This window comes from Parabacteroides acidifaciens, from assembly GCF_003363715.1.
GTDB classification, from domain to species: domain Bacteria; phylum Bacteroidota; class Bacteroidia; order Bacteroidales; family Tannerellaceae; genus Parabacteroides; species Parabacteroides acidifaciens.
The window spans coordinates 45,594-68,239 of sequence record NZ_QREV01000002.1; the positions used below are offsets into that span (position 1 = coordinate 45,594).

Annotated in this window: 19 protein-coding genes and 5 tRNA genes; 21 read left to right on the top strand and 3 right to left on the bottom strand. The window is 43.6% G+C overall.

Translation table 11 applies throughout. From position 1 onward, the window contains the following. Nucleotide 1 precedes the first annotated feature (1 nt). The 18 genes from hpf (at nt 2) to DWU89_RS01120 (ending at nt 15,905) form a co-directional block, all read left to right on the top strand. The gene (gene hpf / locus DWU89_RS01035; protein ID WP_115497848.1) at nt 2-301 is read left to right on the top strand and encodes a ribosome hibernation-promoting factor, HPF/YfiA family; all 300 of its coding nucleotides are present in this window, start codon (nt 2-4) and stop codon (nt 299-301) included. 96 nt (nt 302-397) lie between these two features. Continuing rightward, a tRNA-Thr gene (locus DWU89_RS01040) sits at nt 398-471 on the top strand. Nucleotides 472-484: 13 nt separating this feature from the next. Further along, nucleotides 485-567, top strand: a tRNA-Tyr gene (locus tag DWU89_RS01045). A gap of 36 nt (nt 568-603) precedes the next feature. After that, a tRNA-Gly gene (locus DWU89_RS01050) sits at nt 604-676 on the top strand. A gap of 10 nt (nt 677-686) precedes the next feature. Continuing rightward, a tRNA-Thr gene (locus DWU89_RS01055) sits at nt 687-758 on the top strand. A 54-nt stretch (nt 759-812) separates the two neighbouring features. Further along, the gene (gene tuf, locus DWU89_RS01060) at nt 813-2,000 is read left to right on the top strand and encodes an elongation factor Tu (RefSeq protein ID WP_115497849.1); all 1,188 of its coding nucleotides are present in this window, start codon (nt 813-815) and stop codon (nt 1,998-2,000) included. A gap of 50 nt (nt 2,001-2,050) precedes the next feature. Further along, nucleotides 2,051-2,123: transfer RNA gene (locus tag DWU89_RS01065), tRNA-Trp, on the top strand. A gap of 19 nt (nt 2,124-2,142) precedes the next feature. Further along, nucleotides 2,143-2,337, top strand: a complete 195-nt coding sequence (gene secE / locus DWU89_RS01070) for a preprotein translocase subunit SecE (RefSeq protein WP_115497850.1) — start codon at nt 2,143-2,145, stop codon at nt 2,335-2,337. A gap of 12 nt (nt 2,338-2,349) precedes the next feature. Beyond that, a complete protein-coding gene (gene nusG, locus DWU89_RS01075) occupies nt 2,350-2,892 on the top strand; it encodes a transcription termination/antitermination protein NusG (RefSeq protein ID WP_102408019.1) in 543 nt (180 codons plus the stop codon). Nucleotides 2,893-2,963: 71 nt separating this feature from the next. Continuing rightward, the gene (gene rplK / locus DWU89_RS01080; protein ID WP_115497851.1) at nt 2,964-3,407 is read left to right on the top strand and encodes a 50S ribosomal protein L11; all 444 of its coding nucleotides are present in this window, start codon (nt 2,964-2,966) and stop codon (nt 3,405-3,407) included. Nucleotides 3,408-3,422: 15 nt separating this feature from the next. Continuing rightward, nucleotides 3,423-4,121: a 50S ribosomal protein L1 gene (gene rplA / locus DWU89_RS01085; RefSeq protein ID WP_115497852.1), complete on the top strand. Its 699-nt coding sequence runs from the start codon at nt 3,423-3,425 to the stop codon at nt 4,119-4,121. A 16-nt stretch (nt 4,122-4,137) separates the two neighbouring features. Then, nucleotides 4,138-4,668 carry a 50S ribosomal protein L10 gene (gene rplJ / locus DWU89_RS01090; RefSeq protein ID WP_115497853.1) on the top strand — a complete coding sequence of 177 codons (531 nt, stop codon included), beginning with the start codon at nt 4,138-4,140 and terminating at the stop codon, nt 4,666-4,668. Nucleotides 4,669-4,713: 45 nt separating this feature from the next. Further along, a complete protein-coding gene (gene rplL / locus DWU89_RS01095; RefSeq protein ID WP_115497854.1) occupies nt 4,714-5,091 on the top strand; it encodes a 50S ribosomal protein L7/L12 in 378 nt (125 codons plus the stop codon). A gap of 107 nt (nt 5,092-5,198) precedes the next feature. Continuing rightward, the gene (rpoB, locus tag DWU89_RS01100; protein ID WP_115497855.1) at nt 5,199-9,011 is read left to right on the top strand and encodes a DNA-directed RNA polymerase subunit beta; all 3,813 of its coding nucleotides are present in this window, start codon (nt 5,199-5,201) and stop codon (nt 9,009-9,011) included. 74 nt (nt 9,012-9,085) lie between these two features. Next, nucleotides 9,086-13,372: a DNA-directed RNA polymerase subunit beta' gene (gene rpoC, locus DWU89_RS01105; RefSeq protein ID WP_115497856.1), complete on the top strand. Its 4,287-nt coding sequence runs from the start codon at nt 9,086-9,088 to the stop codon at nt 13,370-13,372. A gap of 133 nt (nt 13,373-13,505) precedes the next feature. Then, nucleotides 13,506-14,369 (top strand): endonuclease/exonuclease/phosphatase family protein, encoded by an 864-nt coding sequence (locus DWU89_RS01110; RefSeq protein WP_115497857.1) that lies wholly within the window; start codon nt 13,506-13,508, stop codon nt 14,367-14,369. A gap of 7 nt (nt 14,370-14,376) precedes the next feature. After that, on the top strand, nt 14,377-15,258 hold the full coding sequence (locus DWU89_RS01115; RefSeq protein WP_115497858.1) for an AraC family transcriptional regulator: 882 nt from the start codon (nt 14,377-14,379) through the stop codon (nt 15,256-15,258). A 338-nt stretch (nt 15,259-15,596) separates the two neighbouring features. Then, nucleotides 15,597-15,905 carry a DUF3467 domain-containing protein gene (locus tag DWU89_RS01120; RefSeq protein ID WP_115497954.1) on the top strand — a complete coding sequence of 103 codons (309 nt, stop codon included), beginning with the start codon at nt 15,597-15,599 and terminating at the stop codon, nt 15,903-15,905. A 69-nt stretch (nt 15,906-15,974) separates the two neighbouring features. Here DWU89_RS01120 and DWU89_RS20710 read toward each other — a convergent pair whose 3' ends face one another. After that, the gene (locus DWU89_RS20710) at nt 15,975-16,145 is read right to left on the bottom strand and encodes a hypothetical protein (RefSeq protein WP_167451602.1); all 171 of its coding nucleotides are present in this window, start codon (nt 16,143-16,145) and stop codon (nt 15,975-15,977) included. Between the two features lie 136 nt (nt 16,146-16,281). Between DWU89_RS20710 and DWU89_RS01125 the strand changes: the two genes are divergently transcribed. Continuing rightward, on the top strand, nt 16,282-17,019 hold the full coding sequence (locus tag DWU89_RS01125) for a lysophospholipid acyltransferase family protein (RefSeq protein ID WP_115497859.1): 738 nt from the start codon (nt 16,282-16,284) through the stop codon (nt 17,017-17,019). A 1-nt stretch (nt 17,020) separates the two neighbouring features. Here DWU89_RS01125 and DWU89_RS01130 read toward each other — a convergent pair whose 3' ends face one another. Further along, nucleotides 17,021-18,502 (bottom strand): capsule assembly Wzi family protein, encoded by a 1,482-nt coding sequence (locus DWU89_RS01130; RefSeq protein WP_115497860.1) that lies wholly within the window; start codon nt 18,500-18,502, stop codon nt 17,021-17,023. A 6-nt stretch (nt 18,503-18,508) separates the two neighbouring features. Beyond that, nucleotides 18,509-19,534, bottom strand: a complete 1,026-nt coding sequence (locus tag DWU89_RS01135) for an alpha/beta hydrolase (protein ID WP_115497861.1) — start codon at nt 19,532-19,534, stop codon at nt 18,509-18,511. A 170-nt stretch (nt 19,535-19,704) separates the two neighbouring features. Here DWU89_RS01135 and DWU89_RS01140 point away from each other — a divergent pair, with 170 nt between their 5' ends. Next, nucleotides 19,705-21,669 (top strand): sensor histidine kinase, encoded by a 1,965-nt coding sequence (locus DWU89_RS01140; RefSeq protein WP_115497862.1) that lies wholly within the window; start codon nt 19,705-19,707, stop codon nt 21,667-21,669. Nucleotides 21,670-21,924: 255 nt separating this feature from the next. Then, nucleotides 21,925-22,575, top strand: a complete 651-nt coding sequence (locus DWU89_RS01145) for an HD domain-containing protein (protein ID WP_115497863.1) — start codon at nt 21,925-21,927, stop codon at nt 22,573-22,575. Nucleotides 22,576-22,646 lie beyond the last annotated feature (71 nt).

The window sequence follows — 22,646 nt, forward strand, 5'->3', positions numbered from 1 at the left end:
TATGGACATTAGAATTCAGGCAATCCATTTTGACGCAACAGTTCAACTGGAAGCGTTTATTCAGAAGAAAGTTAGTAAGTTGGAGCAATACTTCGACGGCATAATATTAGCAGAAGTAACGTTGAAGGTCGTCAAACCTGAGACTGCGAAGAATAAAGAAGCTGCTATTCGACTGAAAATTAAGAATGGAGACTGTTTTGCTGAGAAGGTAAATGACACTTTTGAAGGATCAATCGACGAATGTGTCGAAGCGCTGGAAAAGCAATTAGTTAAATTCAAGGAAAAAATCAGAGCCAAATAAAAAAAACGGTAGATAAATTTGGTATGTAAGAAATAATGCCTAAATTTGCAGCCGTTTCGCCTTGGTGACGAAACGGCTGCTTTTTGAAGCGGACATGCCTCTTTAGCTCAGTTGGCCAGAGCACGTGATTTGTAATCTCGGGGTCGTTGGTTCGAATCCGACAAGAGGCTCAAAAAACATATTGGGCAGTTACCAGAGTGGCCAAATGGGGCTGACTGTAACTCAGCTGTCTTTCGACTTCGGTGGTTCGAATCCATCACTGCCCACTTGCTAATTGAAAATGAACAATTGGCAATTAAATTGCGGAAGTAGCTCAGTTGATAGAGCATTAGCCTTCCAAGCTGAGGGTCGCGGGTTTGAGCCCCGTCTTCCGCTCTTATTTATTGCCTGTGTAGCTCAGCGGTAGAGCACTTCCTTGGTAAGGAAGAGGTCCCGAGTTCAAGTCTCGGCACCGGCTCAAAAATGATATTTTAGAACATGATCATTAATCAAATAAAGAACAATTAAAGTTATGGCAAAAGAGAAATTTGACAGATCGAAACCACATGTGAACATTGGTACGATTGGTCACGTTGACCACGGTAAAACAACTTTGACAGCTGCTATCACAACAGTATTGGCAAAGAAAGGTCTTTCAGAATTGCGTTCATTCGATTCTATCGACAACGCTCCTGAAGAAAAAGAGAGAGGTATTACAATCAACACTTCTCACGTAGAGTATTCGACTGCAAACCGTCACTATGCTCACGTAGACTGTCCGGGTCACGCCGACTACGTAAAGAACATGGTAACTGGTGCTGCTCAGATGGACGGTGCTATCATCGTAGTTGCTGCTACTGATGGTCCTATGCCTCAGACTCGCGAGCACATCCTGTTGGCTCGTCAGGTAAACGTTCCGAGATTGGTTGTTTTCATGAACAAATGTGACATGGTAGACGACGAAGAAATGTTGGAACTGGTTGAAATGGAAATGAGAGAATTGCTTTCTTTCTATGATTTCGACGGCGATAACACTCCGATCATCCGTGGTTCTGCTCTGGGTGCTTTGAACGGTGACGCAAAATGGGAAGAAAAAGTAATGGAGCTGATGGAAGCTGTAGATACTTGGATTCCGCTGCCTCCGCGTGAAGTTGACAAACCTTTCTTGATGCCGGTTGAAGACGTGTTCTCTATCACAGGTCGTGGTACAGTTGCTACAGGTCGTATCGAAACAGGTATCGTAAAAGTTGGTGAAGAAGTTCAGATCATCGGTCTGGGTGCTGACGGCATGAAATCTGTTGTAACAGGTGTTGAAATGTTCCGTAAGCTGTTGGATCAGGGTGAAGCTGGTGACAACGTAGGTCTGTTGCTGCGTGGTATCGACAAGAACGAAATCAAACGTGGTATGGTAATCTGCCACCCGGGTCAGGTTAAAGAACACTCTCGCTTCAAAGCTGAGGTTTATATCCTGAAAAAAGAAGAAGGTGGTCGTCACACTCCGTTCCACAACAAATACCGTCCTCAGTTCTATATCCGTACATTGGACGTTACAGGTGAAATCACTCTTCCGGAAGGAACTGAAATGGTAATGCCTGGTGATAACGTAACAATCGAAGTTGAACTGATCTACCCGGTAGCTTGTAACGTAGGTCTTCGTTTCGCTATCCGCGAAGGTGGACGTACAGTAGGTGCTGGTCAGATCACAGAATTAGAAAACTAATTCAAATACATACAAAGTGTAGCCAGTCTTGTTAAAGGACTGGCTATTTTACGGAAGTAGCTCAGTCGGTAGAGCACTGGTCTCCAAAACCAGGTGTCGGGAGTTCGAGCCTCTCCTTCCGTGCTAAAAATCTATAGATTCGATGAAAAAGATAATTACTTATATTAAGGAATCTTATAACGAACTTGTTTATAAAGTTTCTTGGCCTACGAGAACAGAGCTTTCCAATAGTGCTGTGGTTGTTATGTTTGCTTCCCTTATAATCGCCGCATTAATCTTTGTTATTGATTTAGGCTTTGAAGGCGTGATGCGTTTCTTCTACGAGAAAATCTTTTAATCAGTTTAGAGTATGTCTGATATTCAAAAGAAATTTTATGTTCTGCGCGCCATTAGTGGCAAGGAGAATAAAGTCAGAGAATACCTCGAGGCTGAACTGAAGAATACAGATCTGGGTGAATATGTCAACCAGGTGCTGATTCCTACGGAAAAGACTTTCACGGTACGTAATGGTAAGAAAGTGATGAAAGAAAGAGCTTACTTGCCGGGTTATGTATTGGTAGAGGCTGCATTGGTCGGAGAAGTTGCTCATCGATTGAGAAACATTCCCAATGTGATCGGATTTTTAGGTGGATCGGATAATCCCGTTCCCTTGCGTCCGGCAGAAGTAAGCCGTATTTTAGGTACGGTCGACGAACTGCAGGAACAGCAGGAAGACCTGGACATCCAGTTCTATGTTGGCGAGAATGTGAAAATCACCTTTGGACCGTTCAACGGTTTCACCGGTGTAATCGAAGAGGTCAATGCCGAGAAAAAGAAACTCAAAGTGATGGTTAAGGTCTTCGGACGTAAGACACCGCTTGAGTTGGGTTATATGCAAGTAGAGAAAGAATAAGTACTCTTGTTACGAAAAGTACTCCTTTCTTAAAGTTATCGATGTTATATATCTAAAAAATTTTAGAAACAATGGCTAAAGAAGTTGCTGGACAAATCAAATTGCAGATTAAAGGAGGAGCAGCAAACCCTTCTCCCCCAGTAGGACCTGCTTTAGGTTCTAAGGGTATTAATATTATGGAGTTTTGCAAGCAATTTAATGCCAGAACCCAAGACAAGGCTGGTAAGGTTTTACCTGTGGTAATTACTTACTATGCTGATAAGTCTTTCGACTTTGTTGTGAAAACACCTCCTGTTGCTATCCAATTACTGGAAGCTTCCAAACAGAAAGGTGGTTCTGCTGAGCCGAATCGTAAGAAGATTGCAGAAATCTCTTGGGATCAGGTAAAAACTATTGCAGAAGACAAGTTAGTCGATCTGAACTGCTTCACTGTTGAGTCAGCTATGAAAATGGTTGCCGGAACAGCAAGAAGTATGGGTATCACTGTTAAAGGGACATTCCCGGGTAATAATTAATAAACTTCAATTGAGATGAGTAAACTTACAAAGAATCAAAAGTTGGCTTTGGGCAAGATTGAAGCTGGGAAAGCATACACATTGAAAGAAGCTTCAGCTTTAGTAAAGGAAATTACTACTACTAAGTTTGATGCATCCGTAGATGTTGATGTCCGTTTAGGTGTTGACCCTCGTAAAGCTAACCAAATGGTAAGAGGCGTGGTTTCACTGCCTCACGGAACTGGTAAGCAAGTTCGGGTTCTCGCATTATGTACACCAGACAAGGAAGCTGAAGCAACTGCTGCTGGAGCTGACTATGTAGGATTGGATGAGTATATTGAAAAGATTAAAGGCGGTTGGACTGATATTGACGTAATTATCACGATGCCTTCTATCATGGGTAAAATCGGTGCTCTGGGTAGAGTATTAGGCCCGCGTGGTTTGATGCCTAACCCGAAGAGTGGTACGGTTACCAATGAGATCGGCAACGCTGTGAAAGAAGTTAAGCAAGGTAAGATCGACTTTAAGGTAGACAAATCCGGTATCGTTCACACTTCAATCGGTAAGGTTTCTTTTAACCCCGATCAGATCCGTGACAATGCTAAGGAATTTATTTCAACTCTTCTGAAGTTGAAACCGTCTGCAGCTAAAGGTACATATATAAAGAGCATTTATCTTTCAAGTACAATGAGTGCGGGTATTAAAATAGACCCCAAATCAGTTGAAGAAAACTAATTAAAATTATTGGACAATGAAAAAGGAAGATAAGAGCTTAGTCATAGATCAACTGACTGAAATCGTAAAGGAATATCCTAATTTCTATTTGACTGATATCGAAGCATTGAATGCTGAGAAAACAAGCAAATTGAGACGGGAATGTTTCAAGAATGAGATCAAGTTGGTTGTTGTAAAGAATAACTTGCTTAAGAAAGCATTGGAAAATGTAGGTGGTGATTTTTCTCCTCTGCATGTTGCAATGAAAGGCAATACAGCTGTGATGTTCTCACAGACTGCTAACGCACCTGCTCGTCTGATTAAGAGTTTTACCAAGGATGCTAAGAAAGATACTGTTGCTAAACCGGAATTGAAAGCTGCCTATGTACAGGAAAGCTTCTATGTCGGAGCAGAGAACCTCGAAGCACTGGTAAATATCAAGAGCAAAAACGAACTTATCGGAGATGTTATCATGCTGTTGCAATCTCCGGCGAAGAATGTTATCTCTGCTCTTCAGTCATCAGGACAAACTATCCATGGTCTGTTGAAGACTCTGGAAGAAAGATAATTTTTTTAATTTACACAGATAAACAAACATTTAAATCATACAAAAATGGCAGATTTGAAAGCTTTTGCAGAACAATTAGTAAACCTGACCGTAAAAGAAGTTAGCGAACTGGCTACAATCCTGAAAGAAGAATATGGTATCGAACCTGCAGCTGCAGCTGTTGCTGTTGCTGGTCCTGCTGCTGGCGGCGCTGCTGCTGCAGAAGAAGAAAAGACTTCTTTTGACGTAGTATTGAAAGCAGCTGGTGCAAACAAGCTGGCTATCGTTAAGTTGGTAAAAGAATTAACAGGTCTTGGTTTGAAAGAAGCTAAAGATATGGTAGATGGTGCTCCCAGCGCTATCAAAGAAGGAATCGCTAAAGCTGATGCTGAAGCATTGAAGAAACAGTTGGAAGAAGCTGGAGCTGAAGTTGAGCTTAAATAGTATTTATAACCTGGTAATCAGGTGATTTGGTTAAGAGTCTCCCTCCAAGGAGATTCTTAACCTTTTTGTGTCTATAATTTCAATAAGTTCAATAAATTCCTTACTAGATGTCTTCAACAGCTGAAAACCAAAGAGTTAATTTTGCTTCGATTAAAAATCAGTTCCCATATCCGGACTTTCTCGAAGTACAATTGAAGTCATTTCAAGACTTTCTTCAACTTGACACACCTCCCGAAAAGAGAAAAAAGGAGGGATTGTATAAGGTATTTGCTGAGAATTTTCCGATAGCAGATACTCGTAACAATTTTGTGTTGGAGTTCTTAGATTACTATATTGATCCGCCCCGTTACACAATCGATGAGTGTATCGCTCGCGGGTTAACCTATAGTGTGCCTTTAAAAGCGAAGTTAAAACTGTATTGTACAGACCCTGATCACGAGGATTTCGATACCGTGATACAGGATGTGTATCTGGGCCCGATTCCGTATATGACGGAGAGAGGTACTTTCGTGATAAATGGTGCAGAGCGTGTTGTGGTTTCACAATTACACCGTTCACCCGGTGTGTTCTTCGGACAGAGTACACACGCTAATGGTACAAAGTTGTATTCAGCACGTATCATTCCTTTTAAAGGTTCCTGGATCGAATTCGCAACAGACATCAACAATGTGATGTATGCGTATATCGACCGTAAAAAGAAATTGCCTGTAACAACCCTTTTAAGAGCTATTGGTTTTGAAAGCGATAAAGACATTCTCGAAATCTTTAATCTGGCGGAAGAAGTAAAAGTTTCAAAGACGAACCTGAAGAAACTGATCGGCCGTAAGCTGGCTGCCCGTGTATTGAAGACTTGGGTGGAAGATTTCGTAGATGAAGATACCGGTGAGGTTGTTTCTATTGAACGTAATGACGTTATCATCGACCGTGAGTCGGTTCTTGATAGCGACAACATAGAGGCTATCCTGGAGTCTGGTACGCAGAACATTCTGTTGCATCGCGAAGACCAGAATCTATCGGATTATGCCATCATCTATAATACGCTCCAGAAAGACCCCAGTAACTCTGAAAAGGAAGCTGTCCTGTATATTTACCGTCAGTTGCGTAATGCAGAACCTGCAGATGAAGCAAGTGCCCGTGAAGTTATTCAGAACCTGTTCTTCTCTGAAAAGCGTTATGACTTAGGTGAAGTAGGCCGTTACAGAATTAATAAGAAGTTGAACCTTACTACCAGCGATGATATTAAGGTTTTGACGAAAGAAGATATAATCGAGATCATCAAGTATCTGATCGAGTTGATCAACTCGAAGGCGATTGTTGATGATATCGACCACTTGAGCAACCGTCGTGTGCGTACAGTTGGCGAGCAGCTGTATAACCAGTTCGGTATTGGTCTGGCCCGTATGTCCCGTACGGTTCGTGAACGTATGAACGTTCGCGATAATGAAGTGTTTACCCCGATCGATTTGATTAACGCGAAGACAATTTCTTCTGTTGTCAACTCTTTCTTCGGTACGAATGCTTTGTCGCAGTTTATGGACCAGACAAACCCGCTGGCTGAGATTACGCATAAACGTCGTTTGTCTGCCCTGGGACCGGGCGGTCTGTCTCGTGAACGTGCCGGATTTGAGGTCCGTGACGTACACTATACGCACTATGGCCGTCTTTGTCCTATTGAAACTCCTGAAGGTCCGAACATCGGTTTGATCTCATCCCTTTGTGTGTATGCAAAGATCAATGATCTGGGCTTTATCTCTACTCCGTATCGTAAGGTGGTGGATGGTAAAGTTGACTTCTCTGACGAAGGTTTGCAATATTACACGGCGGAGGAAGAGGAAGAATTGACCATCGCACAGGGTAATGCCCCTTTGAATGATGATGGCAAGTTTATACTTGATAGGGTGAAAGCTCGTTTTGAAGCGGACTTCCCTGTTGTACCGCCTTCTGAAATTGACTTGATGGACGTTGCTCCGCAGCAGATTGCTTCTATTGCGGCCTCTTTGATTCCGTTCTTGGAACATGACGATGCCAACCGTGCATTGATGGGATCTAACATGATGCGCCAGGCAGTTCCTTTGTTGCGTACGGATGCTCCGATCGTGGGTACCGGTATCGAGGCACAGGTTGCACGCGATTCACGTACACAGATCATGGCTGAACGCGAAGGTGAAGTCGTATTTGTGGATGCTACTTGCATCAAGATCAAATATGATCGTACGGAAGACGAAGAATTCGTAAGTTTCGAAGATTCAATTAAGACATATACGATTCCGAAATGGCGTAAGACGAACCAGAGTACGACTGTCGATTTGCGTCCGATCTGCCATCGTGGCCAGCGTGTGAAAGCCGGTGATATTTTGACGGAGGGCTATTCTACCCAGAATGGTGAATTGGCACTGGGACGTAATGTGAAAGTGGCCTATATGCCTTGGAAGGGATACAATTATGAGGATGCTATCGTTCTGAACGAACGTATGGTTCGTGAGGACTTCTTTACTTCAGTTCACGTTGACGAATATATTTTGGAAGTCCGTGAAACGAAACGTGGTATGGAAGAGTTGACATCCGATATTCCTAATGTCAGCGAAGAAGCGACCAAGGATTTGGACGAGAGAGGTATTGTCCGTGTAGGTGCCCGCATTGAACCGGGTGATATCCTGATCGGTAAGATTACTCCGAAAGGGGAATCGGATCCTTCTCCGGAAGAAAAACTGCTTCGTGCGATCTTCGGCGATAAGGCCGGTGATGTGAAGGATGCTTCTTTGAAGGCGACTCCGTCTTTGCGTGGTGTGGTTATCGAAACTGCTTTATTCTCGAAAGCTGTTAAAAAGCGTAAGTCCAGACTGACTGATAAGGCTATTCTGCCGAAGCTGGATGAGGAATACGAAATGAAGATGGCCGACCTGAAGAATCTGTTGGTCGACAAATTGTTGGTTTTGACCACTGGTAAGGTTTCTCAGGGTGTAAAAGACTATATGAATACAGAGATCATTGCGAAAGGAGCGAAATTCTCTCGTAAGGCTCTGGAAGATTTGGATTACAATGCTGTTCAGGTAAGTAAATGGACTGCTGATGCAGATAAGAACGAACTTATCAAGCAGGTGATCCTGAACTATCTGAAGAAATATAAAGAACTGGATGCCGAGTTGAGACGTAAGAAATTCGATCTTACGATCGGTGATGAACTGCCGACAGGTATTGTTCAGATGGCGAAGGTTTACATTGCAAAGAAACGTAAGATCCAGGTTGGTGATAAGATGGCCGGTCGCCATGGTAACAAGGGTATTGTTTCCAAGATCGTTCGTCAGGAGGATATGCCGTTCCTGGAAGACGGAACTCCGGTTGATATTTGTTTGAACCCGCTGGGTGTGCCTTCCCGTATGAACTTGGGACAGATCTTTGAAGCTGTGTTAGGTTGGGCCGGTCGCTCGATGGGTGTGAAGTTTGCTACTCCGATTTTCGATGGTGCGACTTTGGATGACATGAACGAATGGACGGATAAAGCCGGTGTGCCCCGCTATGGTAAAACTTACCTGTATGATGGTGGAACCGGTGAACGTTTTGACCAGCCGGCTACGGTAGGTGTTACGTACTTCCTGAAATTGGGTCACATGGTTGATGATAAGATGCACGCCCGTTCTATCGGTCCGTACTCTCTTATTACTCAACAGCCTCTGGGTGGTAAGGCACAGTTTGGTGGTCAGCGTTTCGGAGAAATGGAAGTTTGGGCACTGGAAGCTTTCGGTGCTGCACATGTTCTTCAGGAAATCCTTACAATCAAGTCTGATGACGTTGTCGGACGTTCCAAAGCTTATGAAGCAATCGTGAAAGGTGATCCGATGCCACAACCGGGTATCCCTGAATCTCTGAACGTATTGCTGCACGAACTGAGAGGTCTTGGTTTAAGCTTCACTCTGGATTAATTCAAAAAACAATATAAGTAGATGGGCTTCGGCTCATCTGCTTACTCATTGATAACTCTTTATAAATAAAAAATATGGCCTTTAGAAAAGAAAACAAGATAAAGAGTAACTTTTCAAAAATAACCATCGGTCTGGCTTCCCCTGAAGAAATTCTTGAAAACTCCAGTGGTGAAGTTTTGAAACCGGAAACGATTAACTATCGTACGTACAAACCTGAGCGTGACGGTCTTTTTTGCGAGCGTATTTTCGGTCCGATCAAGGATTACGAATGTCATTGCGGAAAATACAAGCGTATCCGTTACAAAGGGATTGTCTGCGATCGTTGCGGGGTGGAAGTTACAGAGAAAAAAGTGCGTCGCGAACGTATGGGACACATCCATCTGGTAGTTCCCGTCGCTCATATCTGGTATTTCCGTTCCCTGCCCAATAAAATCGGTTACTTGTTAGGCTTGCCGACCAAGAAGCTGGATTCTATTATTTATTACGAACGTTATGTGGTGATTCAGCCGGGGTGTGTAGACACTGTTGCTGAATTGGACTTGCTTTCGGAAGAAGAATATCTGCAGATCCTGGACAACCTGCCAAAGGAAAACCAGATGCTGGAAGATACGGATCCCAATAAGTTTATCGCAAAGATCGGTGCCGAAGCAATCTATGATTTGCTGGCTCGTCTGGATTTGGATTCTTTGTCTTACGAACTGCGTCACCGTGCAAGTACGGACGGTTCACAGCAGCGTAAGAACGAAGCGTTGAAACGTTTGCAGGTCGTTGAATCTTTCCGTGCTTCCAGAGGCCGTAACAAACCGGAATGGATGATCGTGAAGGTGGTGCCGGTTATTCCGCCCGAACTGCGTCCGTTGGTTCCGTTGGATGGTGGACGTTTTGCCACTTCCGATTTGAACGATTTGTATCGTCGTGTTATCATCCGTAACAATCGTTTGAAACGATTGATCGATATCAAGGCTCCCGAAGTGATTTTGCGTAATGAAAAACGTATGCTTCAGGAAGCTGTGGACTCACTGTTTGACAACTCTCGTAAGTCGAGTGCCGTTAAGACAGATGCCAACCGTCCGCTGAAGTCTCTCTCTGACAGTTTGAAAGGTAAACAAGGTCGTTTCCGTCAGAACTTGTTGGGTAAACGTGTGGACTATTCAGCTCGTTCGGTTATCGTCGTAGGTCCTGAATTGAAGATGCATGAATGTGGTCTGCCGAAGAATATGGCAGCTGAACTTTATAAACCTTTCGTAATCCGTAAATTGATCGAACGCGGTATCGTGAAGACGGTTAAATCTGCAAAGAAAATCGTGGATCGTAAAGAACCGGTTGTTTGGGATATTCTGGAATATGTTATGAAAGGTCATCCTGTATTGCTGAACCGTGCACCGACATTGCACCGTTTGGGTATTCAGGCATTCCAGCCGAAGCTGATCGAAGGAAAGGCTATTCAGCTGCACCCGTTGGCATGTACGGCTTTCAACGCCGACTTCGATGGTGACCAGATGGCTGTTCACTTGCCTTTAGGAAACGAAGCCGTATTGGAAGCACAGATGTTGATGCTGGCTTCCCATAACATTCTGAACCCGGCAAACGGTGCGCCTATTACCGTTCCTTCCCAGGATATGGTATTGGGTCTGTACTACATCACGAAGATGCGCAAGGGGGCACAAGGCGAAGGTTTGGTATTCTATGGACCGGAAGAAGCAACGATTGCATATAATGAGAAGAAGGTGGATATCCACGCTCCGATCAAAGTATATGTGAACGATATCGACAAGGATGGCAATCCGGTTAAGAAAATGATCGAAACTTCTGTCGGCCGTTTGATGGTTAATGAATTCGTTCCGGAAGAAGTAGGTTATATCAATGAAGTATTGGGTAAAAAAGCACTGCGCGATATCATCGGTAAGGTGATTAAGGTTTGTGGTGTTGCCCGTACGGCTCAGTTCTTGGACGATATCAAGAATTTGGGTTATTACATGGCCTTTAAGGGTGGTCTGTCCTTCAACTTGGCCGACGTTCTGATCCCGCCTCAGAAAGAGGAATTGGTGAAAGAAGGTTATGACGAAGTTGAGCAGATTATGAACAACTACAATATGGGGTTCATCACCAACAACGAACGTTACAATCAGATTATCGATACATGGACACATGTCAACAGCAAGCTGTCTGATACATTGATGAAGCAGTTGACGGCTGATAACGACGGTTTCAACTCTATCTATATGATGATGGATTCTGGAGCCCGTGGTTCTAAGGAACAGATTCGTCAGTTGTCCGGTATGCGTGGTTTGATGGCAAAACCGCAGAAGAGTGGCGCGGAAGGCGGTCAGATCATTGAAAACCCGATCCTTTCAAACTTTAAGGAAGGTTTGTCTGTGTTGGAGTACTTTATTTCAACTCACGGTGCTCGTAAAGGTTTGGCCGATACGGCTTTGAAGACTGCCGATGCCGGTTATCTGACTCGTCGTCTGGTTGACGTTTCGCACGATGTGATCATCAACGAAGAAGACTGTGGTACGTTGCGTGGCTTGATCTGTACGGAATTAAAGAATAATGATGAAGTGATCGCAAGTTTGGGAGAACGTATCCTGGGACGTGTGTCGGTTCATGATGTCATTCATCCGTTGACAGGCGAAGTTATTGTCCGTGCTGGTGAGGAAATCCGTGAAGATGCAGCCAAGAAGATCGAAGATTCTCCGATCGAAAGCGTTGAAATCCGTTCTGTATTGACTTGTGAATCCAAGAAAGGTGTTTGTGCAAAATGTTATGGCCGTAACCTGGCAACGAACCAGATGGTTCAGAAAGGTGAGGTTGTCGGCGTTATTGCTGCACAGTCAATCGGTGAACCGGGTACTCAGTTGACATTGCGTACATTCCACGTCGGTGGTATCGCTTCTAACGTCGCTACAGAAAACAGCATTACTTCTAAATATGACGGTGTTCTGGAAATCGAAGAGCTTCGTGCCGTAGACAGTGAAGAGGGAGGCAAGAAATGTCAGGTTGTTGTAAGCCGTCTGGCTGAACTTCGTATTGTAGATCCTACGACGAAGATTGTCTTGCTGGCTCATAATATACCTTATGGTTCCAAATTGTTCTTCAAGAATGGAGATACAATCAAGAAAGGTGATGTTATCATCGAATGGGACCCGTTCAATGCCGTTATCGTATCTGAGGTTTCCGGTAAAATCGAATTTGAAAGTTTGGTCGAAAACGTAACTTACAATGTTGAAAGTGATGAAACAACCGGTTTGAAGGAAAAGATCATTATCGAATCCAAAGATAAGACGAAAGCTCCGGCTGCCCACATTGTGGATGAAAACGGAAATTATCTGAAGAATTACTCATTGCCGTTAGGTGCTCACGTTGTGAAAGACGAGGGCGATATGGTCCGGGCCGGTGAGGTTTTGGTTAAGATCCCGCGTGCTGTAAGTAAAGCAGGTGATATTACCGGTGGTTTGCCTCGTGTAACAGAATTGTTCGAGGCTCGTAACCCGTCTAACCCGGCTGTCGTTTCAGAAATCGATGGTGAGGTTGGCTTTGGTAAGATCAAACGTGGTAACCGTGAAATTACCGTCACTTCTAAACTGGGTGAAGTTAAGAAATACATGGTGCCTCTGTCCAAGCAGCTGCTTGTTCAGGAAAATGACTATATCCGTGCCGGTATGCCGTTGTCTGATGGTGCAACAACTCCGTCTGATATTCTGGCTATCATGGGGCCGACGGCTGTTCAGGAGTATATCGTAAATGAAATCCAGGACGTATATCGTCTGCAGGGTGTGAAGATTAACGATAAACACTTCGAAGTAATCGTCCGCCAGATGATGCGTAAGGTGGAAATCATCGATCCGGGAGATACTCGCTTCTTGGAACAGCAGGTTGTAGACAAGCTGGAAGTAATGGATGAAAACGATCGTATCTGGGGCAAGAAAGTTGTTACGGATCCGGGAGATTCCCAGACATTGCAGGCTGGTCAGATCGTGACGGTTCGTAAGTTGAGAGACGAGAACAGTATGCTGAAACGCCGCGACTTGAAGTTGGTTGAAGTGCGTGATGCGGTTCCGGCTACAGCCAATCAGATTCTCCAGGGTATTACCCGCGCAGCTCTGCAGACAAATAGCTTTATGTCTGCCGCATCTTTCCAGGAAACGACGAAAGTGTTGAACGAAGCTGCTATCAATGGAAAGGTAGACCGCTTGGAAGGTTTGAAAGAAAATGTTATCTGTGGTCATCTTATTCCTGCCGGTACAGGTCAGCGTGATTTCGACAAGCTGGTTGTTGGTGCTAAAGATGAATTCGAACGTATTTTTGCAAATCGTAAGAATGTCGTAGATTTTAATGCTATGGACAGAGACGACGAGTAATATACGAAAGTAAAATAGTAAATAGGGCTATCGGATTTTTATTCGGTAGCCCTATTTTGTTTTCTGGAATTTGTTTAATAAGGTCAGAGTCCTTATATTTGTGTATTGACTTGATAATTAAAATATGCGATATATGAAAAAAGTTCTGCTCTATTTATTTGCTATTCTTTTATCTATGAATGTTGCTTTTGCCAAGCATCCTGATAACGAAATGAATGTAATGTCTTTTAATATTCGTTTGAGCACGAAAGCGGATGGAGATAATTGGTGGGAACACAGGAAAGATCTGGCCGCAAATGTGGTTAAGTTTTACGATGTGGATATGTTTGGTGCTCAGGAAGTGCTGCATAATCAATTAACTGATTTATTGGAGCGTCTGCCTGACTATGGATATGTAGGAGTTGGACGTGAGGATGGCAAAACTAAGGGAGAATATGCTCCTATCTTGTACCGGAAGGATCGTTTTACCGTTGTGAAAAGTGGCAATTTCTGGTTGGCAGAAGATATAAATGCTGTTGGAAAGAAAGGTTGGGATGCTGCTTGTGAGCGCGTGGCAACTTGGGCTGTCTTTAAAGATAAAGAATCCGGGAAAGAGTTTTTCTTTCTGAATACTCATCTGGATCATATGGGAAAGGTGGCTCGTCACGAAGGTGCTTCTCTGGTTCTTGCGCAGGTAAAAAGCTTATCCGGAAATTTACCGGTGGTTGTTACCGGTGATTTTAATGCAGTTCCGGAAGATGATCCGATCAAAGTTCTGACGGACGCTAATGATCCGCGTTGCTTAACGCATACCCGTACAGTGGCTCCGTTACGTTACGGTCCGGAATGGACTTTTCATAATTTCGGACGTATTCCCTTGGAGAAACGTGAGTGGATCGATTATATATTTGTGAAAGGCAATATAAAGGTCCTTCGTCACGGTGTGTTGGCTGAAAGTCTGGGAAATTTGTATCCATCAGACCATTGTCCGGTTATATCAAGAATACTTATTCAGTAAACAGATTATGGATTCCGTAGATGTATTAAGAGAGATTACGCCGCTTTCACCTGAAGATTGTTTTATGGTGATGCAGCGACCTAAGCGTGGTTTTTCTTATCCGCTTCATATACATCCGGAATTTGAACTGAACTATTTGGAGAATGCCGGAGGAGCGATCCGTATAGTAGGAGATTCGGTGGAGGAGATGGAAGATCTTGATTTGCTTTTAGTTGCCGGAGGAACTAAGCATGCTTATTCTAATCACAAATGTTCTTGCACGGATATGCTGGAGATTACGATCCAGTTCCATGCCTCTTTATTCGACAGTTTAATTAATAAGCGTCATTTTAAGACGATAAAAGATATGTTTGATAAGGCATCGTGCGGATTAGTTTTTAGCCGGGAAATGATTTTGCATATTCAGCCGGAATTGAAAAAGCTGTCGAGTGAGGAATCGGATTCTTTTCACAATTTGTTACGTTTGATAGATATACTCAAGACATTATCGCTGGATGAAGAAGCCCGCAAGTTAAATGCTGTCAATACAGTGGAAAATTTCCGGAATATAGATAATGATCGTTTGGATACGATCATGCTATTTTTGCACGAAAATTATCAGCGTCCGGTTTCTTTACCTGAACTTGCTTCGTTAATAAATATGAGTGAAGCATCGCTTACCCGCTTCTTAAAAAAATGGACTGGAAAAACTTTTATTGATAATTTGAATGACATTCGTATATCGGAAGCCGTTTGTCGTCTGATCGATACAAGCGATACAATAGCAGAAATATGTTATAAGTCCGGTTTTAATAACTTATCGAATTTTAATCGGGCTTTTAAGCGACGAAAAGGTAGTACTCCTACCGAATATCGTGAAAAATATGCACGAACTCGTTTTAGGGTTTAAAACATGATTTTAAACTAATTCACAGAATGGAAGTTTTCTATCTGACGAAATAGTATCATATAATGATAAAATAGTATTTGGTGGTTAATTCTGTTGGTCATATCTTTGTAATGTTGAATAAACAACGAATTCACTAAGACGAATGGCCTTAGTTTAAGCGTCTTGATTAGAAAATATTAAACACAATAAGGTATTTTTTTTACATTGGTCTAAAGAATTGAGAATTAAAAACACAACTGAAAAAGGGCTGCCTGTGAAGGTGGCCCTTTTTATTTGCTGGCATTCCGATTTTAATATGTATATTTGTCTTAGAATATTTATAAATGAAAATAGGAGATATGGAAAATAACAAACCGACAAATGAAATTCAGGTAGAGTTGTCAGAAGAGATGGCTCAGGGAACGTATGCAAATCTGGCAATTATATCGCATTCATCGTCAGAGTTTATTTTAGACTTTATCCGGGTCGTACCGGGCGCACCGAAAGCACAGGTGAAAAGTCGTGTGATACTTACTCCGGATAATGCTAAACGCCTGCTGTTTGCCTTGCAGGATAATTTGGCAAAGTTCGAAGAGCAGGTTAGCGGCAAGACTGCAAAGTTTGAAAATTTTGTTCCTCCCATCGGAGGCGTGAAAGGTGAAGCCTGATCTCTTTGGTAGAAAATAAAAAAGACCGCTCAAAAGAGCGGTCTTTTTTATTTGTAAGTGTGTGTGAGATTATCCGAGTCTTTTGTTAATAACGATATGACCGATATAACCCAGGATAATGATTCCTAAACCGGTAAGAAGAATCGTATTTGACATACCTCCACTGATAGCCGGTACTGCTAAAATGATAACACCGATAAGGAGTACGATTACCCCCAGATTTTTCAATAATTCGTTCATGGTGATAGATATTTTATATATTATTTTTTTCTACCGCAAATAAAGCAATAATAACCCGATTGTAAAAATATTTTGAGAGAAAAATAATGAAACCATTGAATTTAGCCTTTATATTTGCATAATAAAGCATTTATATATGGTTAGAATTCTTTACATACTTTATTTGTGGCTGTTTATGGTACCGGTATTTGTCGTGCTCACCATACTTACGGCTGTGACGGTGATTGTGGGTTGTCTGTTGGGAGGGGAACGGATATTTGCCTATTACCCCGGAATGATTTGGTCGTGGCTGACATGCCATCTGGCGCTTTGTCCGGTGAAAGTTAAAGGGCGGGAGAATATAGACCGGAAGAAGTCTTATGTATTTGTATCCAATCACCAGGGGGCGTTCGACATCTTTCTTATATATGGTTTCTTAGGTGTTCCTATCAAATGGGTGATGAAAGCGGGGATTTCCAAAATCCCGTTTGTCGGAGCAGCCTGCCGGGCTGCCGGCTTTATTTTTGTGGACAATTCAACGCGCAAAGCTGCTACGCGTAGTGTACAGGAAGCGGAACGTTGTCTGAGGAACGGAGCATCTGTGATTGTTTTCCCGGAAGGTTCGCGTACCTACGATGGGAAAATGATCCGTTTTAAGAAAGGTGCATACCAAATGGCTGTCGACCAACATTTACCCATTGTTCCGATCACCTTGAACGGGCCTTTTGACGTATTGCCAATCGGCTCTTTGAATATTCACCGGCATAAAATGGAAATGGTTATCCATCCGCCTATTTCAACGGAAGGAATGGAGGCTTCCCATAAAGAGTTGCAACAAATAGCCGATCAAACGCAGGAGATCATCGCTTCTGCTTTATGGGAACAATATAAATAAGTTATTTCCATGATTTAAGTATGCCGCGTTTGCAGACACTCAGGCTGAAACCGGCATTGTCTCCATATAGGGAGCCCGTATCCCCGGCTATCGCTCCGGTGAATTCCCAGCCTTGCAAGCGAGGATGGCGGTACTTGATTTCGACCAGTCCCGAATTGCTACGCTTATTATTCCGGAACGGACCGTAAGGTGTCCCCCAACTATTCATAAGCGTGTATTTGAGGCGGTAGGATACCATCGGTGATAAATCTCCTTCAAAAGCCAGGTGCCAGGAACGGATACGGTTGTTCTTGAAGTCGATATCCCCGTTCGTGTTGTATTCGGGAGCAGTCAGAAGAGGGGAACCCAATCCGCGCCCGAAGTAGGACACTCCTGTTTTATACTCCCCGTTGTTATAGTAATTGTCTCCTCCGCCTCCCGGACCTTTATATTTGTCGTGGTCGAACAGGATGAAATGGAACGGCCCGCTTTGGTTACGGGTGACCAGGTATTCCGTTACAACCTTTTTCAGCCAGGGAAAGTGCGGAAGATCCAGTTGTGTGCCCCACAATCCGTCTGTACCATTCACAAATATCATTCCTGATTTATCTTCGAAATAATGCTGGTAATAAGCAGCCAGTTTCCAGTTAGGCATCGTATATTCCAGTTTGAAATCATATGAACCGTAATGGTTGCCCAAGACATTGATCTGATCAGACAACGTGGCATCGCCGCCACCCTCGCTACCGCAAACGACCCGGATAAAGTCTTTCAGGGAATGAGGCTGCACGCCTATCTTCGGATCACTGGAGGTTCCTCCCCATTGTGCCCAGTGCTGCACACCTACGATACCGGAAAGAGGAAAATCGTTTTTCGTATCCTGAATGCGGACGTAAAGGGATTTATGATGCCAGAGCACATTCTTTATATAAGTTTGCTTCCCATTGGAAAAATCTTCCAGATATCCGGTATCAAAAGACCGGCCTACGGCAAAATCCCCTTTTATCTGCATCCAACCTTTCGTCAGTGGGACAACTGTAAATTCAGGCATGCTCAGGTTTATTTCCGGAATCGGGCGGGCGTTGTTGGAAAGCACCATGTCGCCGGAGCTAAGGGAGTGATCCCAAAGCGAATGGCGGTTCTCCTTACTGCCGATGCTCAAGAGCAGGCTCTTGTATCCTAACTCTGCATAAATCTGTTGAATGAACACATTGTGATAGCGGGGAACCGCAGCAACAAGATCCAGTCCTGCGCTCCAGTGGAAACCTTTTCCCAAATGTTGTTGATGGAACACGCCTGCATTCAGATAACCGTTGTTGGCATCCAAAGGAACAATTCCGTACCGGTTGCTCACCATCCAGAATGGAGTAGTCGAACCACTGCTAACCGAGCCGAACGCTTCGGCTTTATATGAGGTCGCATCTTTCGTTTCCTCCGTTTGTGCAAAAATGTTTGCTGAATATAGAAGGGTGATAGCTATAGTGATTGTTTGTAAGGCTTTCATTCCAAATTAATTTTTTACCGGACAAAGGTAAGGATAAAAACTCAGCCAATCAAACACCGTGCGATATACATGGTCCCGTGATGCCTTTTCGGACAGTATCAAGTCGTGGATGCCGTTTGGGATCGTATCGCGTGTGACATAATTGCCCAGTTTTTGCCCATATTTCTGGATATCGTGTACGTCCAGTACGATATCGGACGAGAGATATTCATTGTTCCATTCCTTTGTTTCCGGAAATGATTTATTTGACGACATCACCAGGACCGGACAATCCAGGTCAATCCCTTTTTGAACAGTTTTTTGTGCTTCCTGTATGGCATTTATCCATCCCGCTTTTTTCGGATGGCCGTTTATCATCTTCCAGTCCGTATTGTATTCCCATTCCCCTTTGAACTGTTTTAGCAGGCTGTGCGCGTATGAAGCGTCGCCATATCCCTGTACAGTCAGGTTCGGAAAGAGCTTGCCGATAAAGGAAACGACCGGGATTACGACTTTTTCCATCATCCAGCCGAAGTTCCAGTCCAGAAAAGGACTGTTCAGTATCAGTCCGTCTACAGGCAGTTCCCCTTTCTTGCTGTTCAGGTAATAAGGAGTTATCAATCCTCCCGTAGAGTGCGCCATCAACAATATTTTGTCGTTGCCCTCTTCCCTGATAATGGCCAGGGCCGTATCGATATCTGCAAAATACTCTTTCAAGCTTTTGCAGAAGAAAGGATCTTGGCCCGGCAAGATCGAGCGGCCGTATTTGCGGAGGTCCATGGCGTAGAAATTGTAGCCATGTGCGTTCACGCTGTCGCCCAGTTGCTTCTGAAAGAAATAATCATTGTAGCCATGTATATAAAGTATAGCCTGTTTGGTGTCCGGCAGTTGCGGCTTCTTGACAAGCGTGCAGACCACTTTCCCCTCATAATCGTCCGGCATTTGGATCGTCCGGCGGAGATAACTGTCGCCCAGTACGTCTGGAACGTATTGGGCATAAAGGGTTGAGAAGAAGAGCAGTGATAAGATAATAAAATATAGTTTCCGTGTCATATCTGTTTGATTTCTTTACTATAACGTCTTTATCCGGGTGTTTGTTGCGCGTAAATGCAACAAAAATACAATCATCCTGACAGATATCTTCGAATATTTGTTGTAACATTTATTTCTAATGATTAAATTGCGTCGCAAAATATAAAGGAGTTGAAACTCCGGACTTCTAAATGAGAAAAACACGAATTCTTATATGTCTTATCCTTACACAACTATTTGTTGTAAGTATATTTGTAGCAAATACGGCAGACAGTTTGCGGCAGCAGTTAATGGGCTTGCCGGATAGCAGCAAATTGATAAAACTAAACGAGTTGCTTTATCAGAATAATCGTAACAACGTGTATAAAATATATGCGGACCTGCTATTGGAAGAGGCCCAGAAACAGAATAACGACTTTTACAAAGGCAATGCTCTGTTATTGCTGATGCGCTATTATTATGCCAGGAACCCGGATAGTATGCGCTTTTACTTAAAACAAGCTGAACCTATATATATCGCAACCAACCGGATAGAAGATTTGTGCCGGGTGAAAGGCTGGAATATTTACACCTTGACAAATGAAGGAACCCATGAACAAGTTCTCGGAGAAGTCGAAAGTATGAAGAAATTGGCTGCCCGTTTTAATTATCCGGAAGGAGTGGATATGGCTAACCAGGCTTTGGCAAACTTTTATTTCAGTATCGGTTTGAAAGCAGAAGGCATCAACTTGTGTAATGAGATTCTGCAGGGCATGGAAGAGCGGGGAGTTTCCCGTATCCGTCGATTCTATCTGTTGCGCTTGTTATTGAACAAAGAGACGAAAGAGGAATACTTGTTTAAACTCGATACTTGTATAAAGAACTGTGAAAAGGAAGGAATTTTCCGGCTGGACGAGGAGCACACGTTAGCTTTTCTGAAACAGAGTTTTCACCTTTACTCCGCACAGTATTATATTAATCAAAAGAATGCTTTGCTTACTTATTCCCATTTGCAAAAATTAGATGAGCTGGAGAATCAGTATAATATGAATACGGAAAAGATCATGGCGCAATTCCTTTGGATGAAATATTATAATCTGATCGGAGATTATGATAAGGCGCTTGCCGTGATCGACCGTTTGGAACAGATCCTTTTGAATAATAAACGTTATAATGACTGGGTTACAGTGGAAGACTTCAGGGCCGATATCTATTATAAGATGGGAAAAGGAATGGAATCGGCTAAAGCTTACAGAGATTCGAAAGTTGTACGCGATTCGATTGTCCATGCCCAATATTATGAAGATTTGGCAAAGTTAAGGACGCAAAGGGAAGTGGATAAACTGGAACTGCAAAGCAAGAAGTTAGAGTTGGAGGCGGAGAAATCGCATGCCAAGGCTTTGGCTTACGGTGGTGGAGTGATCGTCTTGCTCCTGATTTGTGCAGCATTAGGCTTGCTGGCCCATTCCCGTCAACGTTATGGAGCCCGCCTGAAAATTGCAAAAGAAAAAGCAGAGGAAGCTGATAACCTGAAGTCGACCTTTCTGGCTAATATGAACCATGAGATTCGTACGCCGTTAAATGCAATAGTCGGCTTTTCGCAAATAATTGCAGAGGAAGAAGATATAGAGACTCGCCGGGAGTTTGCCCGGATTATCCAGAAAAACAATGATCTGTTGCAGAGGTTGATAGAAGATGTGTTGGACATATCGAAAATAGAGTCGAACACGCTTGCATTTGTCTTGAGTGATCAGGATTTGCCGGTGCTGATGCAGGATATTTACAGTACAATATTGTTGCGAATGCCTGAAAACGTGATGTTGCAGTTGGACGATTGCCCTAACTTTACACTTCATACCGATCGTAGCCGTTTGACGCAAGTGCTCACGAACCTGTTGACAAACGCCATCAAACATACCAAGGAAGGCTCCATCCGTTTTGGCTACCGGGTAACAGCTTCGGAACTCGTCTTTTATGTGACGGATACCGGCGAAGGCATACCGGAAGAGCAGTTGGGCCGTGTCTTCGACCGCTTTGTCAAGTTAACGGAATGGACGACCGGCGTCGGCTTGGGATTGGCCATATCCAAAGCTTTGGTGACAAAACTCGGAGGACGCATGGAAGTCTCATCCAAGCAAGGGCAAGGCTCCACTTTCAGCGTCATATTCCCCGTGTGATAAGTATAGATTAGGCCGTACTATCCGATCCGTTATCTCTTCCATCGTCTATTATTAGTTGTCCGCTTGGCGGTGAACGATCGTCCGCTTGCTGGTGAACGATCGTCCGGCGCCAAGCGAACGATCGTTCGCCGCCAAGCGGACAAGTTACGAATGCTTCGGAAAGGGCTAATAGTATTGCATAAAAAAGATAAGGAAATAGGATGAAACCGCTTATCTTTGCAGACAATTTTGTCGGAACTAAATAGATAGACAATGGAACAACTTGATTTTGTTAAGACAGTGCAGGCTAACCAGCAGTGGCTACGTGCAATGGAAAAGGAGGCTTTTGCCATCCATGATCGTGTTAATCAGCGCTATGGGAAATTCCTTCCCTACGGTTTTCACCTGAAACTGACAGCCTCGTATGTCTCCCGCTACGGGCATCTGGTGGCGGAAACGGAAGCGGATGTGCTTGTCCTCTATGCTTCGGCCTATCTGCACGACACGATAGAAGATGCCCGCATGACCTATAACGATGTCGTGAAGTTTGTCCGCAGTTTCAAGCCGGAAGGAATAACCTTGCCGGACGCAAGCAAGGAGCAACTCGACCGCCAGGTTCCGGAAATTGTCTACGCCCTGACCAATGAGAAAGGCCGCAACCGCGACGAGCGTGCGAATGCAGCCTATTATAAAGGTATATGCGAGACAAAATTCGCTTCGTTCGTCAAGATGTGCGACCGCTTGGCGAACCTCCGCTTCACCGTGATGTTTGTTTTTGCCAATTATATGTTTGATGTTTATAAAAAAGAATATCCTGATTTTATCCGCAAGATAGACGAAGGCGCTGTGACTCCCATCCCGGAAGTAATGAAGCAGGAGGCGGAAGATATGTTGTGGGGCGAGGTTTATGTGTTGGAAGGCTGATGTACAGGAATACATAAGATTTTACAGGGGCAGGTGAAAAATAGTGTCGTGGGATTTGGATAATTCCACAG